Annotated in this window: 11 protein-coding genes and 1 other annotated feature; of the genes, 8 read left to right on the top strand and 3 right to left on the bottom strand. The window is 39.7% G+C overall.

Features of this window, described 5'->3' with window-relative positions; translation table 11 throughout:
* The first annotated feature begins 2 nt into the window (after nucleotides 1-2).
* The 7 genes from QZ413_RS02405 to QZ413_RS02375 all read left to right on the top strand — a co-directional run bounded on the left by QZ413_RS02405 (nucleotide 3) and on the right by QZ413_RS02375 (nucleotide 11,700).
* A complete protein-coding gene (locus QZ413_RS02405; protein WP_297075921.1) occupies nucleotides 3-602 on the top strand; it encodes a cell division protein SepF in 600 nt (199 codons plus the stop codon).
* A gap of 39 nt (nucleotides 603-641) precedes the next feature.
* Nucleotides 642-896 (top strand): YggT family protein, encoded by a 255-nt coding sequence (locus QZ413_RS02400; RefSeq protein WP_016184567.1) that lies wholly within the window; start codon nucleotides 642-644, stop codon nucleotides 894-896.
* A gap of 21 nt (nucleotides 897-917) precedes the next feature.
* Entirely contained in the window at nucleotides 918-1,700 is a 783-nt protein-coding gene (locus tag QZ413_RS02395; protein WP_297075919.1) for an RNA-binding protein, read from the top strand.
* Between the two features lie 18 nt (nucleotides 1,701-1,718).
* The gene (locus tag QZ413_RS02390) at nucleotides 1,719-2,411 is read left to right on the top strand and encodes a DivIVA domain-containing protein (RefSeq protein ID WP_297075918.1); all 693 of its coding nucleotides are present in this window, start codon (nucleotides 1,719-1,721) and stop codon (nucleotides 2,409-2,411) included.
* Nucleotides 2,402-2,618, top strand: a binding site (T-box leader). (Overlaps the previous gene by 10 nt.)
* 57 nt (nucleotides 2,619-2,675) lie before the next feature.
* Nucleotides 2,676-5,471, top strand: a complete 2,796-nt coding sequence (gene ileS, locus QZ413_RS02385) for an isoleucine--tRNA ligase (protein ID WP_297075916.1) — start codon at nucleotides 2,676-2,678, stop codon at nucleotides 5,469-5,471.
* A gap of 290 nt (nucleotides 5,472-5,761) precedes the next feature.
* A complete protein-coding gene (gene gltB, locus QZ413_RS02380) occupies nucleotides 5,762-10,255 on the top strand; it encodes a glutamate synthase large subunit (RefSeq protein ID WP_297075913.1) in 4,494 nt (1,497 codons plus the stop codon).
* Between the two features lie 5 nt (nucleotides 10,256-10,260).
* Nucleotides 10,261-11,700, top strand: a complete 1,440-nt coding sequence (locus tag QZ413_RS02375) for a glutamate synthase subunit beta (RefSeq protein WP_297075909.1) — start codon at nucleotides 10,261-10,263, stop codon at nucleotides 11,698-11,700.
* A gap of 72 nt (nucleotides 11,701-11,772) precedes the next feature.
* On the opposite strand, the gene zwf is transcribed toward QZ413_RS02375, so the two are convergent.
* From zwf to QZ413_RS02360, 3 genes are all read right to left on the bottom strand, one after another.
* On the bottom strand, nucleotides 11,773-13,293 hold the full coding sequence (gene zwf, locus QZ413_RS02370) for a glucose-6-phosphate dehydrogenase (RefSeq protein WP_297075922.1): 1,521 nt from the start codon (nucleotides 13,291-13,293) through the stop codon (nucleotides 11,773-11,775).
* Nucleotides 13,290-13,952: a metal-dependent transcriptional regulator gene (locus tag QZ413_RS02365; protein ID WP_297075907.1), complete on the bottom strand. Its 663-nt coding sequence runs from the start codon at nucleotides 13,950-13,952 to the stop codon at nucleotides 13,290-13,292. Before QZ413_RS02365 ends, zwf begins: the two co-directional genes overlap by 4 nt.
* A 109-nt stretch (nucleotides 13,953-14,061) precedes the next feature.
* On the bottom strand, nucleotides 14,062-15,297 hold the full coding sequence (locus tag QZ413_RS02360; RefSeq protein WP_297075904.1) for an aminopeptidase: 1,236 nt from the start codon (nucleotides 15,295-15,297) through the stop codon (nucleotides 14,062-14,064).
* A 229-nt stretch (nucleotides 15,298-15,526) separates the two neighbouring features.
* Between QZ413_RS02360 and QZ413_RS02355 the strand changes: the two genes are divergently transcribed.
* Nucleotides 15,527-15,718, top strand: a 192-nt coding sequence (locus QZ413_RS02355) for a TetR/AcrR family transcriptional regulator (protein WP_297075902.1), incomplete at its 3' end; no start/stop codon positions are given.

The following is a 15,718-nucleotide window of genomic DNA, read 5'->3' as shown; positions in this document are numbered from 1 at the left end:
GGTTGAATGATAGTATGCCAGATGAAGAGTTAGATTACGGACAGCCAAAACCTGCTGCAACCAAACCTTCACTTGTCAAACAAAACAAGATCGAAAAAACTGAACCAGTTTCCGTACAAAGTACTGTTCCTAAAAAAGAAACTACTGAAAAAACGTCTAAAAAACGTGTGAAAATTCCTAAACCTTCTTCAATTGATTTGAACCAAACAAACGTTGCTTATGATGAAGAACCAATGACTACTCATGCACCACAAAAAGAAACGAAAAAAGTCGTGAAGATGCATGATCAACCTTCTCAAAATCGTGCGAGTAAGACACAAACCGTCGATCATAGCCGAATTGTGATTTTAGAACCTCGTGCGTATTCAGAAGCGATGACGATTGCCAAAACCATTATCGCCGGAAAACCGGTATTGGTTAATTTTCACTTAATAGAAGAGTATCAAGCACGTCGAATCGTTGATTTTCTGACAGGTACCGTGTATGCTGAGGATGGTGACATTAAACGTGTTGCTGATGAAATCTTTTTATGCACACCAAAAGGAATTGAAATCGATGGTACCGCGCAAACTTTAGCAAGCAGCCATCTATTTGAGCAATAGGCAAAGGAGGGTACGCTTATCTTGATTTTCTATCAATTATTGTCCTTGTTTAACGACATCGTGTATGTCTATACGATTTTACTTGTGATCTATGCTTTATTGTCTTGGTTTCCAGGAGGCTATCAATCAGGATTTGGTAAATTACTAAGTCGTATTTGTGAGCCATATTTAAGTCTATTTGATCATTTAAATTTACGTTTAGGACCAATCGATTTCACGATTGCCGCGGCGATCATTATTTTAAACTTGGCGAGCCAAGCATTAACAACTATTCTAGCAAACTTAATTTTTTAACCAAAAGGGGGTGAATTATCGATGAACGCAAATGTGTACCAACACTTTCGCGCCGATGAACACCCTTTTATTGATAGCGTAAATGATTGGATCGAACAAGTCCAAATCCAATATGCTCCTTATTTGACGGCATTTTTAGATCCAAGACAAGCCTATATCGTTGAAACGTTGATTCGTCAAACCTCAGATTTGGAATTTCGTTTTTATGGTGGATACGAGCAAGCAGAACGCGTGCGTTGTCTGATCTATCCGGATTACTATACGCCAAGTGCAGATGAATTCGATTTGGTGTTGTTTGAAATCAATTATCCGAAAAAATTTACGACATTGACACACGGGAAAATTTTAGGTACGTTAGTCAATGCCGGTGTCAAACGTGAATTTTTTGGTGATATTTTATCAGATGGTGAAAACTGGCAAGTATTTGTCGCAAAAGAAGTCAGCCAATATATTGAAGTTCAAGTGACAAAGATCGGACGGGTCAACGCACGTTTAGAAGAAAAAGCCTATACGGACATGGTACTACCAAAAGATAGTTGGTCAGATGAACTGGTCATCGTAAGCTCGATGCGCTTAGATACGATTATCGCATCTGTTTTTGCCATTTCGAGACAGCGTGCGAAACAACTGATTGATTCGGAAAAAGTCAAATTAAATTGGCGTGTCCTTACAAAACCAGATTTTCCGTTAGATCTATTAGATATTTTATCCATACGTGGCTATGGTCGAATCCAGATCCAACGAATCGAAGGAACGACAAAAAAAGAAAAGATACGTTTAGCATTAGGTGTATTACGTAAATAATATGAAGAGGTGTAAGACATGGCATTAACTCCATTAGATATTCAAAATAAAAATTTCCCGATCAAGATGCGCGGATATGAAAAAAACGAAGTAGACGACTTTTTAGATCTTGTTGTTCGTGATTATGAAGCAGCAGTCCAAAAAAATCGTGAATTAGAAAAAGCGTTAAAACATGCTGAAGAAAAATTAGAATACTTCAATGAATTAAAAGACGCGTTGAACCAATCGATCATCGTAGCGCAAGATACAGCAGATAAAGTGAAAACTAGTGCAAGTAAAGAATCTGAAGTATTGGTGGCTGCAGCTGAAAATCGTGCAGACGAATTGATCACAAATGCAGAAAAACGTGCGTACGAATTAACAACGACTGCTGAAGAAAAAGCGAAAGAAATTTTAGAAGCAGCAACTGAAAATGCACGTCAATTGGCAACTGAAACCAATGAATTGAAGAAAAAGACCCGCGTCTTCCACAGCAATTTATCATTGATGTTAGAAGCGCAATTAGAACAAGTAAAAAGTCCAGAGTGGGAAGAAATTTTAAAACCATTCTCAACGTATGTTCAAGACAGCGATTCATTGATCAAAGAAGTTTTATCAAAAGAACTTGACAATGAAAATGACTTTGAAGTAAACTCAGAAGAAACAGAACTTGTGGATGAAGTCGTAGTGGTTGATGCAACAGAAAAAATCATCGATGTTCCTCAAGATTAATCTTTAGAACAGAAAAATAAGCTACACTTTTAAAGCGAGCTGGAGATAGTGGAAGTCCAGTAAAACCCTGTATCTTGTTAGATCCTCTAAAGAAATACTTATCTGAACCAAAAGTAAGATAAGACGAGTGATCTCGTTATCGATCAAGAGTGCAAATAGGAAACTATTTGAAATCTGGGTGGTACCGCGTGTAAATTCGTCCCTTCTATGTTGATAGAAGGGACTTTTTTTAGGTTTACAATCAAAATTAAAGGAGTAATTTCAATGAAAATGAAAGAAACATTGCATCTTGGAAAAACAGCTTTTCCAATGCGTGGGAACTTGCCGACTCGAGAAGTAGAGTGGCAAAAAGACTGGGAAGACAAAGACATGTATCGCATGATCCAAGAAAAAAATGAAGGCAAACCGACCTTTATTTTACATGATGGCCCTCCTTACGCAAATGGGAATATCCACTTAGGTCATGCTTTAAATAAAATCAGTAAAGATATCATCGTACGTTCAAAAGCGATGTCTGGTTTTCGTGCACCGTACGTTCCAGGTTGGGATACTCATGGATTACCGATCGAACAAGTCTTAGCCAATAAAGGCATCAAGCGTAAAGAGATGTCGATGACAGAATACCGTCAAAAATGTTATGAATATGCGATGAGTCAAGTCGATAAACAACGTGAAGACTTTAAACGTTTAGGAATCGCTGGAGACTGGGAAAACCCATATATCACATTGACACCTGATTATGAAGCAGAAGAAATCCGAGTGTTTGGAAAAATGGCTGAAAATGGCTATATTTATAAAGGTCTAAAACCAATCTACTGGTCACCTTCAAGTGAGTCTTCATTAGCAGAAGCAGAGATTGAATATAAAGATGTTGAATCGCCTTCGATTTATGTTGCTTTTTCAATTGTTGATGGAAAAGATCTTTTAGGTACAGATACATCAATGGTTATTTGGACGACGACCCCATGGACGATTCCGTCAAACCTAGGGATCTCTGTTAATCCAGAGTACAAATATGTTCAAATCAAAGCGGATGGTCGTAAATTTGTTGTTGCAAAAGATTTGTTAGAGACGGTAACCAATGAGATTGGATGGCAAGAAGTCGAGGTCATCAAAGAATTTGCTGGTCAAGAATTAGAATACATGACCGCACAACATCCATTATATGATCGGACATCACTTGTGATGCTAGGAGATCACGTAACGCTTGACGCGGGTACTGGTCTGGTCCACACAGCACCAGGTCATGGTGAAGATGACTATATCGTTGGGAAAAAATATGGGTTAGATGTTTTATCTCCATTAGATAGTCGTGGTGTGTATACAGCAGAAGCACCTGGATTTGAAGGGATTTTCTATGAAAAAGCCAATCCAATGGTTATCGAACAGTTAAAAGAAAATAACTCCTTGCTAAAAGTGGATTACTTTACCCATAGCTATCCACATGATTGGCGCACGAAAAAACCAGTGATCTACCGTGCGACTGCACAATGGTTTGCTTCGATCGATAAATTCCGTCAAGATATTTTAGATGAAATCGAAAAAGTCGACTGGATCATCCCTTGGGGGAAAACACGTTTATACAATATGATCCGTGATCGTGGAGATTGGGTAATCTCACGTCAACGTGCATGGGGAGTTCCATTACCAATTTTCTATGCAGAAAATGGCGATCCGATCATCACACCAGAAACCGTTGAACATATTGCGACATTATTTGCTGAACATGGTTCAAATGTTTGGTTTGAACGCGAAGCGCGTGACTTGTTACCAGAAGGATTCACGCATCCAAGCTCACCAAACAATGTCTTTACAAAAGAAACAGATATCATGGATGTTTGGTTTGACTCTGGTTCTTCTCATGAAGCAGTCTTGCGTCAACGTAAAGACCTAAGCTTCCCAGCAGATATGTATCTAGAAGGTTCTGACCAATACCGTGGTTGGTTCAATTCAAGTATTACGACAAGTGTGGCGATCAATAAAGTCGCACCATATAAAGCTGTATTGTCACAAGGTTTTACTTTGGATCCTCAAGGACGCAAACAAAGTAAATCATTAGGAAATACGATCGAACCAAATAAAGTCATCAATCAAATGGGTGCAGATATTCTACGTTTATGGGTAGCTAGTGTCGATTCTGAATCAGATGTTCGTGTGGATATGAATACATTGACACAAGTATCAGAAGTGTACCGCAAGATCCGTAATACGATGCGTTTCTTATTAGCAAATACAGAAGACTTTACACCAGATATGGCAGTACCTTATGAGGAATTACGCTCAGTAGATAAATACCTAATGGTTCGTCTAAATCAAGTGATCAAAGAAATCCGTGAACAAGGATATGACAAATATAATTTTGTTCATATCTATCGTACATTAATGAACTTCTTAACGGTTGACTTGTCTGCATTCTACCTTGATTTTGCTAAAGATGTCGTATATATCGAAAAAGCAGATGCGCATGCTCGTCGTTGTATGCAAACCGTCTTTTACGAAGTAGCCGTTGCGTTGACAAAATTGATGACACCAATCTTACCACATACAGCGGAAGAGATCTGGTCTCATTTAAAAGAAGAAGAGGACTATGTACAATTAGCTGAATTACCAGAAGCTGTAGAATTTACGAATCAAGCAGAGCTATTAGATATCTGGACAGCTTTTATGGACTTTAGAGATAATGTGTTGAAAGCTTTGGAAGTCGCACGTAATGAGAAACTGATCGGAAAATCAATGGAAGCTAAAGTAACGATCTATCCATCTGAAGTCGTGCATACATTACTACATGCTGTAGATACAGATATTGCACAACTATTAATCATTTCGCCAGATTTCTTTGAAGTAAAACCTGCAAGTGTTTCAGCACCACAAGAAGCTCAAGTATTTGAAGATGTAGCGATCTTAGTTGAAAAAGCAGATGGTGAAGTCTGCGAACGTTGTCGTCAAGTGAAAACACATGTAGGATCAAATCCACAATTACCACACCTATGTGACCACTGTACAACGATCGTGGAAGCTGAATTTCCGGAAGCTGTCGCTGAAGGTTTCGAACAAAAATAAGAAATAACATTTGTCTTTAAAAAGAAGAATCCATTCAAGGATTCTTCTTTTTTTTATTAGGAAATACTTTAAAAGAAGTCGGTTACATAAAACGAAATAAAAAATAATCGTCAAATGAGAACGATTCTCATGGATAAACTCAAAAATTTCATGGAAAAATAAGAAAAAATGTGTAAACTTGAGATTACGACAGACAATATAACAATTAAATGAGAAAATGTAAAATTTAACACTATTTTCTCATAATGAGAATTATCTGAATCTTCAAATAAAAAAAGTAGGTGTAGACGATGAATCCTTTTTTAGCTAAAGAGACAACACAATATAGTTTATATGATCCTTCGTTTGAAAAAGATGCTTGTGGAATGGGATTTATCGCCCAGCGTGAAGGGAAGCCTTCTCATCAATTGGTCGATTATGCACTCACGATGTTAGAGCGGATGAACCATCGTGGTGGAACTGGTGCGGAGCCAGATACCGGAGATGGTGCGGGGATTTTGATGGCATTACCAGATGCCTTTTTTCAAAAAGAAGCCAAAAAAGCTGGGGTGACCTTACCATCACTAGGGCACTATGCTGTAGCGATGCTCTTTTTACCAAAAGAAAAAACCAAAAAAGCAGCGATGCAACAAGCCATTATTCAAGAAATCACGGAAGAAGGATTTAGTGTACGTTGGCAACGCGATGTGCCCTATGCTTTTTCAAATTGTGGACCCGGTGCACAGCAAGTCATGCCAAGCTTCGTACAAATTTTTATCGAAAAACCTTTAGATACACCAATTGGTCGAGCGTTTGAAGATCAATTATTTTATTTACGTCGAACACTGGAGAAAAATTACGCATCAAGTGATGTATCGATTTGTAGTTTATCCAGTCGAACCGTTGTCTATAAAGGGATGTTACATGCCTATCAAGTTCGTCTCTTTTATAAAGATCTGCAAGATCCTATGCTTATGACACATGTCGCGTTGATTCACTCACGCTTTTCAACCAATACTTTTCCAAGTTGGGACCGTGCACAGCCATTTCGCTTTTTGGCACACAATGGTGAGATCAATACCTTGCGAGGGGCTGAGAATTGGATGCACAGCCATCAAATTGAAGTCTATGATGAAGAAGCTTCGGATTCTGCTAAGCTAGAAAATTGTATGGAATACTTATATCGCAATGGTCGAGATATTCCGCAAGCATTAATTATGATGGTACCAGAAGCTTGGGGAGAACAGACAGGGTTATCAGAAGAATTAAAAGCGTTCCACGAATACAATGCAAGCTTTATGGCACCATGGGATGGTCCCGCAGCATTATGTTTTACAGACGGTGAAGTTGTAGGGGCATGTTTAGACCGTAATGGATTACGTCCTTCTCGTTATTTGATCACAGAAGAAGGGTTAGTGGTCGTGGCATCTGAATCTGGTGTTGTGGATATTGATCCTGCTACAATCATTGAAAAAGGCGTTTTAGGTCCAGCGAATATGTTTTTAGTCGATACATCAACTGGGGTAATCACGTATAACGACGAAATCAAAACTACATATGCTACAAAACACCCTTATAAAAAGTGGTTAACCAAACAATTATTGATCTTGGAAACATTGCCGGAAGTAAACGAAACGCCACAAGTTGAAACAAGTGATCTATTGCGTTTATGGAAATTAAATGGCTACACGGATGAAGTGATCAGAACGTTGATCATTCCAATGGCGCAAACTGGCGAAGAACCAGTCATTTCGATGGGATTTGATTCACCATTAGCGATTTTAAGTGAGCGCCCGCAGTCGTTGTTTACATACTTTAAGCAACAATTTGCACAAGTGACCAATCCGCCGATCGATGCCATCCGTGAACAACTTGTCATTGGGACCTCATTATTCTTAGGACGCGATGAAGATATTCGTTGTGATATTCCCGAAAATAGTCGAAAGTTAAAAGTCAATAGTCCGGTACTAACGACAAAAGATTTTGCTAAATTAGGCCAATTCCAAAAGAATAAACAAAAAACGTTGACACAATCGATCCTTTATGTGAAACAAGCACAGCGTCATACGTTAAAAACAGCACTAGAAACTTTATTTAAAGAAGCTGAAGCCAAAGTAGATGCCGGTGCGACGATCTTGATTTTAAGTGATCGTAATCGTGAACAGGAGCATTTAGCCATTCCGATCTTACTTGCAGTAGCAGGTTTGCATAACCACTTGGTTCGTCAAGGAAAAGCGTCAAAAGTGTCTATAGTCGTTGACACTGCAGAAGTTTGTGAAGTACACCATTACGCGATGCTGATTGGATATGGTGCAAGCGCGATCCACCCTTATGGCGCTTATGCAACACTCGATTTTTATCATCTATCTGAAAAAATTGAATCGTATCGTAAAGCCTGTGAAAAAGGAATCATCAAAATTATGTCACGAATGGGAATCTCGACGATTGCTGGATATCAAGGAGCACAATTATTTGAGGCGGTCGGGATTTCAAGTGCGGTGATCGAAGAGTACTTCACTGGGACCGTCACACGTATCGAAGGACTGTCACTTGAACAGATCGAACAAGAATATATCAAACGTTACGACGCAGCTTATGGAGAAAAAGCTCGGGATTATTTACCATCAGGAGGAAGTTTCCAATACAAATCAGATGGTGAGCATCATCTATTTAATCCTAAAACCATTTATAATTTCCAAAAAGCTGTGCGAACTGGTGATTATAACTTGTATAAAGAATATGCCAACCAACTGAATGAAGAAGCGCTGGCGACACCAACCACGTTACGCACGATTTGGGAGTTTAAGTCTACGCGTCCTTCGATCGCTTTAGAAGAAGTCGAGCCAGCAGAGCGAATCGTAAAACGATTTAAAGTAGGAGCGATGTCGTATGGTTCGTTAAGTGAAGAAGCACATACCTGTATTGCCCAAGCGATGAACCAAATTGGTGCAAAATCCAACAGTGGTGAAGGTGGCGAACATCGCAATCGTTTCTATCCTCAAAAAGATGGAACGAATTTGAACTCGAAGATCAAACAAGTTGCATCTGGTCGTTTTGGCGTCAATGCAGAATATTTAATGAGTGCCGAAGAATTGCAAATCAAAATCGCGCAAGGCGCTAAACCAGGTGAAGGTGGACAATTACCTGGAAATAAAGTATTTCCTTGGGTCGCAGAAATCCGCGGATCAACACCAGGTGTACGTCTGATCTCACCACCACCACATCATGATATCTATTCGATCGAAGACTTGGCACAGTTGATCTATGATTTAAAAACGATCAATCCTTATGCCAAAATCAATGTCAAACTCGTTTCCAGTACAGGAGTTGGAACGATTGCAACAGGTGTTGTAAAAGCCGGTGCCGATGTCGTAGTGATTTCAGGCTATGACGGTGGAACAGGTGCTTCTCCGAGAAATTCTGTTCGTGATGCTGGATTGCCTTGGGAGATGGGGTTAGCTGAAGCACATCAAACGTTGAGTATGAATCGGTTACGTCAGCGTATGACGCTAGAAACAGATGGTAAACTGATGACGGGTCGCGATATTGCGATCGCCACGTTATTAGGTGCAGAAGAATACAGCTTTGCATCTTTGATTTTGGTCGCAGTTGGCTGTGTCATGATGCGTGTGTGTAGCCTGAACACTTGTCCAGTAGGTGTAGCGACACAAAATCCAGCTTTGCGCAAATTCTTTGCCGGAAAACCAGAACATGTGATCAATGCGATGTTCTTTTTAGCAGAAGATCTCCGAGAAATCATGGCTGAATTAGGATTTCGAACAATCGATGAAATGGTTGGTCAAGCAGAAGTATTGCAACCGCGTTATATTGCTAAAGGAAAGGCAAAATCATTAGATTTTTCAAGAATGTTGGGAAGAAGCATCGGTATCGAACGAAAAGTAGACGATCCATTTGCTGAAAAACGACAGTGGAAAGAGCTAGATGCTTACAGTCAGGCAGCTTTAACGAATGCAACGACCGTGACGACCCACCAGTCAATCAACAATGTGGAGCGTTCAGTGGGTGCGAAAATGGCAGGTTGGATTGCAGAACGTTTTGGTAATTACACATTACAACCAGGATTACTTCATTATACCTATACGGGAATTGCCGGACAAAGTTTTGGTGCATTTGCCACACAAGGGATGCAACTGACTTTGATCGGTGAGGCCAATGACTATGTAGCCAAAGGATTAAGCGGAGGGCGTTTGATTATTATGTCACCAAAAGAAGCGGCTTATGATGTGGATCATTCGCCAATCGTCGGAAATGTTGCATGTTTTGGTGCAAATAAAGGAGAAGCTTACTTTAGAGGAATGGCCGGCGAACGTTTTTGTGTCCGTAATAGTGGGGCCAATGTCGTGGTCGAAGGTGTCGGTGATCATGGCTGTGAGTACATGACTGGTGGAACTGTAGTTATATTAGGAAAAACTGGTCGTAATTTTGCTGCTGGAATGTCAGGCGGTGTCGCGTATGTCTACGACAAAACGCAGACATTTAAAGAAAGATGTAATCTAGAAATGGTCGATTTGTTTGGATTGGATGAAAGTGGCGACGATCAGGTGTTAAAAGAAATGATCGAAAAACAATTATTGTATACGAAATCAACGAAGGCGGCTTACATTTTAAAACACTGGGAAGAAGAAAAGCAGTACTTTGTTAAAGTATATCCAAGTGAATACCATGAAATGATCGATCGGACATTACGTTTTGAAGAAGAAGGCTATACGAAAACCGATGCAGTTGAACAAGCATTTGAGTCGATGATTGGCGCACAACTATCGATTCCATCAAGAAAGGACTGAAGTAAATGGCAGATCCATTTGGCTTTTTAAAGTATGCAAAAAAAGAAAATCCGGCGCGTGCAGTTGCTGAACGGATTAAAGATTGGGAAGAAATCAATGTTCCATTATCTACGACTGAACGTCAAGAACAGGCAGCTCGCTGTATGGGATGTGGGATTCCTTTTTGCCACACTGGAACATTTTTTGGTGGAAAAAAAACTGTATCAGGTTGTCCAAACGACAACCTGATTCCTGAGTGGAACGACTTGGTTCATCAAGGCCGATTTAAAGACGCATTTGAGCGTTTAGCTAGAACGAATCCGTTACCTGAGATGACAGGTCGTGTATGTCCAGCACCGTGTGAACAAAGTTGTACAGAAGCCTTGAATGGTGAAGGTGTCACGATCCATGAAAATGAGCGGTTTATTATCGATACAGCCTTTGAAGAAGATTGGGTCAAAGAATCAGGTTTACCTGGTGAAGCGACTGGATTTAAAGTTGCGATCATTGGAAGTGGTCCTGCAGGATTATCGGCAGCATGGCGCTTAAATCAATTAGGGCATGCCGTCACTGTCTATGAACGTAGTGATCGTTTTGGAGGATTGTTGATGTATGGGATCCCGAATATGAAGTTGGATAAAGATATCGTTCAAAGACGGATCGATCTCATGATGGATCTTGGTATTACCTTTATTGCGAATACAGAAATCGGACGCGATCTCTCGGCAGAAGAGCTACAAGCCAATTATGATAGGGTCGTGATCGCGACTGGAGCCAGTGTGCCACGTGATTTAAAAGTTTCTGGACGTGAATTAAATGGGATCCGCTATGCGGTAGATTATTTGACAGAAACGACCAAAGATATTTTAAAACATGGCAAACAAGCGACTAGTCGTAAGTTGGAAGGCAAACATGTCGTTGTGATCGGTGGTGGAGATACTGCTGTTGACTGTGTGGCTTCTGCTTTACGCCAAGGCGCCGCTTCGATCAAACAATTAAATATCAATCCAGCGTTGCCAAACGAACGTGCAGCAGACAATCCGTGGCCTGAATATCCAAGAGTGGACAAACTTGGGTATGGTCAAATCGAAGCACATGAAGTATATGGTGAATCGATCAAATTGAATAGTATCAGTACGACAGCATTTATTGGTGCGGAAAGAGGACAATTGATTGGGGTCGAAACGGTTCGCTTAGATCAAGGATATCAAGAGATCCCAGAGAGCAAAACGATTTTAAAAGCAGATCTTGTCTTATTAGCCATGGGATTCGCTGGACCAGAACATCGCTTGTTTGAAGAATTTGGTGTCGAAGAGATCTACGGGGACAATACGACAAACAATGAGCGTGTACTAGTAGCTGGTGATGCAAAACGTGGACCTAGTTTGGTCATTTGGGGAATCAAAGAAGGACGCATGACAGCTGAAAAAATCGATCAAAGTTTACGTGCACTGGTCTATCAATAATACTATGAAAGCAAGTCTTGATTATTTTAAATAAAAAAACAACCTGATCAAAATCAGGTTGTTTTTTTATGTTTATAATAAATCGCGTTCACGATACCATTCATCTGGTGTCCAGATCCATTCAAAGCCATCTTTTGCTAACAGATCATAGGCAGCTTGTGGTCCCATTGTTCCAGCAGCATAGTTAGGAAAATCTGGTGTTTCATTATCCCAAGCATGACGAATCACATCTACGATCCGCCAAGATTGCGCCACTTCATCCCAGTGTGTGAAGTTTGTTCCATCGCCTTCAAAAGCGTCTAGTAACAATTTTTCGTACGCTTCTGGTGTATTGCCAATGATTTCAGCACTGTTACGATAGTCTAATTTTACAGGCGTCATGTCAAAACTATTGCCGACTTCTTTACCATTTAAGGATAAAGAAAATCCTTCTGTTGGTTGGATATAGATCGTCAAGACATTTGGAGCTAGTGTTTCTTGTTCTGAAGGCTCAGTGATCGATGTTTTAAATACATTGACAGGTGTTGGTTTAAAGACGATATTGATGCGTGTTCCTTTTTCAGTCAATCGTTTTCCAGTACGCACGTAAAACGGTACACCTGACCAACGGAAATTATCTAACTGGAATTTTCCAGCAACAAACGTTTCAGTTGCTGAGTTTGGATCCACATTTTCTTCTTCGCGATAACCTGTGAATTGTTTGTCTTCCAAATGCCCTGCATCATATTGGCCGCGGACAAAGTTTTCTTTGACTTCTTCTGGTGTATAAATACGAACAGAATCAAGTGCTTTGATTTTTTCTTGACGAATCCCGCGCTCACTAAACTCGATTGGTGGTTCCATCGCAAGCAAAGCTAAGACTTGTAGGATGTGGTTTTGGACCATATCCTTTAATGCACCGCTCTTGTCATAGTAGCCACCGCGTTCTTCAACACCTAGATTTTCTGAAATATTGATTTGGATATTGTCGATGTAACGATTGTTCCACATTGATTCGAAAATATTGTTTGCAAAACGAATCGCAGAGATATTTTGAATCATTTCTTTACCTAAATAGTGATCGATACGATAAATCTCTTTTTCGCTAAATACCGTACTAATCTCTTCGTTTAATTCTTTTGCCGATTCGTAATCTGTTCCAAACGGTTTTTCAATGATCACACGGTGATAACCTTTAGTGTCTAGCATACCTTGTGATTTTAAATGTTGGACGATCGTGCCAAAGAAGTTTGGCGACATTGCAAGATAGAAGAGGCGATTGCCGTTTAGTGCGTATTCTTGATCCAAACGATCTGCAAGATCTTTTAACTGGTCGTAATGTTCGGTATCGGTCACATCATGTGATTGATAGTAAAAATGATCAGCAAACGTTTTGGCTTGCTCTTTGGATTCAGCTAAGTCTTTGATGGTTTCTTGCACGACTTCACGATATTTCTCATCGCTCCAAGGACGTCTAGCCGTTCCAATAACAGCAAAACTTTCTTGTAATTCACCTTTTAAATAAAGACGGAAAAGGGATGGATACAGTTTACGTTGCGCCAAGTCACCAGTTCCACCAAAAATTGTAATTAAGACATTCTTTTCTTTCACTATTGGTCACATCCTTCTAATTGATCTACAAAAATTGTAGAAGCTGCTTTGAAACTGACAGCAAGTTTTTTTGTTTCATTTTCGATCGTAATCGGTCCTTCATAATCGGCAATATCGCAAATGATATAGTCTTCATGAATTTTTAGGTCAAGAGAAACGAGATAATCTAATAATTCTTTTTCATCCAATACTCTTGCAATACGAACTTTAGTGCCGATTGGATATGAGCTTAGTGTAGCACGTTTTTGCTCACGGATTGGTTCATAAGCCTTAGGGATCATGCCTCCATGTGGACAATAGGTGGGGTGAGCGAGATATTCTTCTAAGCGTTGTGCTAGTTTTTCAGAAGTTACGTGCTCCAACACCTCCGCATCATCGTGGACTTCATTCCATGAATAGTGAAGATGTTCCACCAAAAAGACTTCCCATAATCGATGGCGTCTGATCAATGAACTCGCATTAACTAATCCAGCTTGGGTCAATTGAACGCCTTGATAGGGCGTATGATCGACTAATCCTTCTTTTACTAATTTGGTGATCATTTCGCTCACAGAAGCCGCAGAGATATTTAATCCGGAAACGATTTGTTTATTGGATATTTTTTCTCCATCGCCACCTAATTCTAATATCAGCTTTAAATAATCTTCGCGATTTGGTGTCATATCATTCATCCCTTCTGTATGTTCTAAATTTTAACAAAAAATAGAAAATATTACTATGTAAAGGGCATGAAAAAAGCAAAAACATCACAGATGTTTTTGCTTTTTTGATTTATGCCCATTCACCATTACGGAAAATCGGAACACGAGTCCCATCTTCACGGATACCATCGATCGACATCTCACCAGAACCGACCATAAAATCGACATGAGTTTGGCTACGATTCAACCCAGCTTGTGCCAACTCTTCTTCAGTCATTTCTGTACCACCGTTTAAACTAAAGGCATAGGCAGAACCTAATGCAAGATGGTTCGATGCATTTTCATCAAATAGTGTATTAAAGAAAATGATACCAGAACTAGAAATTGGAGAATGATGCGGAACAAGTGCTACTTCACCTAAACTTTTTGCACCTTCATCGATATTCAGTAAGCTTTTTAGAACATCTTGGCCTTTTTCTGCTGAAAAGTCGACAACTTTTCCATTTTCGAAAGTGAATTTCATTCCAGAAATGATCGTACCTGCATAGCTTAATGGTTTTGTACTTGAGATATAACCATTGATACGACGCGCATCAGGAGCTGTGAAGACTTCTTCAGTTGGCATATTGGCCATAAATTCCTCACCACGGCTATTCAAGCTTCCAGCACCTTCCCAGTTATGGTTTTTAGGAAGACCGATCGTTAAGTCTGTTCCAGGAGCAGTATAGTGAAGCGCATCGAATTGTTCTTCATTTAAGTACTCTGCTTTAGTACGCAATGTTTCATCGTGTGTTTGCCATGCTTTGATTGGATCTTCTTCGTAGATACGAGTCGTTTTAAAAATTTGATCCCAAAGCGCTTCAGTAGCTTCGGTTTCTGATTTATCTGGGAATACTTGTTTTGCCCATGCAGGACTAGCCGCAGCGACGACGGTCCAGCTGATTTTATTGGCTTGGCTTGCTTTTCTCAAATTGATCATTGCTTTTCCTACAGCAGCTTGATAAGAAGCAATACGTGTGGCATCGACTCCGGCTAATGCACTAGGGTCTGCAGAAACCACACTGATCCGGCTTGCGCCTTTTGCAACCCAATCGTCTGCTTGGTCGATTTTATATTGTGGGACTTCTGTCAAGCGTTCTGTTTGTGCATGAGTTAAAAATTCACGCTGGATCGTATCATCACTCCATTGAACGACCACTTCAGCAGCTCCTAAAGCATATGCAGAAGCAGTGATCAAACGGGCTAAAGGTGCTTGTTCTACGCTGATATTAAGAACAATTGTTTGGCCTTTTTGGACGTTGACCCCAACTTTTGTAATCAACTCTGCATATTTGTTTAAATTTTTATTAAAATTTTCTAAAGACATGAAAACCTCGCTCCTTTTTTATATTATAATTTGTTGTATAACTCCCTATATAATAACATTGCCTAAAAATACTGACAATTATAATCCATCGGAGATAGGTTCTCAAAAATATCTTTTCGATTATTCTTTTGGATAATCGAGACTGAAACTTTGCTTTATGTTCTAAGAGTGTTAGAATGAATATAGTAAGGGCGGAAACGAAGTATTGTAATTGTAAGGAGATGTAGAAATGGCTAGAAAAAAGACGATTACGCGCGAACAAATCTTGAAAGCTGCTCATGAAGTAGTTGCAAGCGAAGGATTCTCGAAATTTACAGCTAGAAACATTGCTACAAAGATGAAATGCTCAACACAGCCTATTTATTTGGAGTTTAAAAACATGGACGATCTGAAGCAAACATTGATTCAGGATATTTTTGAT

Source organism: uncultured Enterococcus sp., from assembly GCF_913775425.1.
GTDB lineage: Bacteria > Bacillota > Bacilli > Lactobacillales > Enterococcaceae > Enterococcus_G.
The sequence above is the reverse complement of the archived record's forward strand: the minus strand, read 5'-3'. Positions and strand labels throughout refer to the sequence as shown.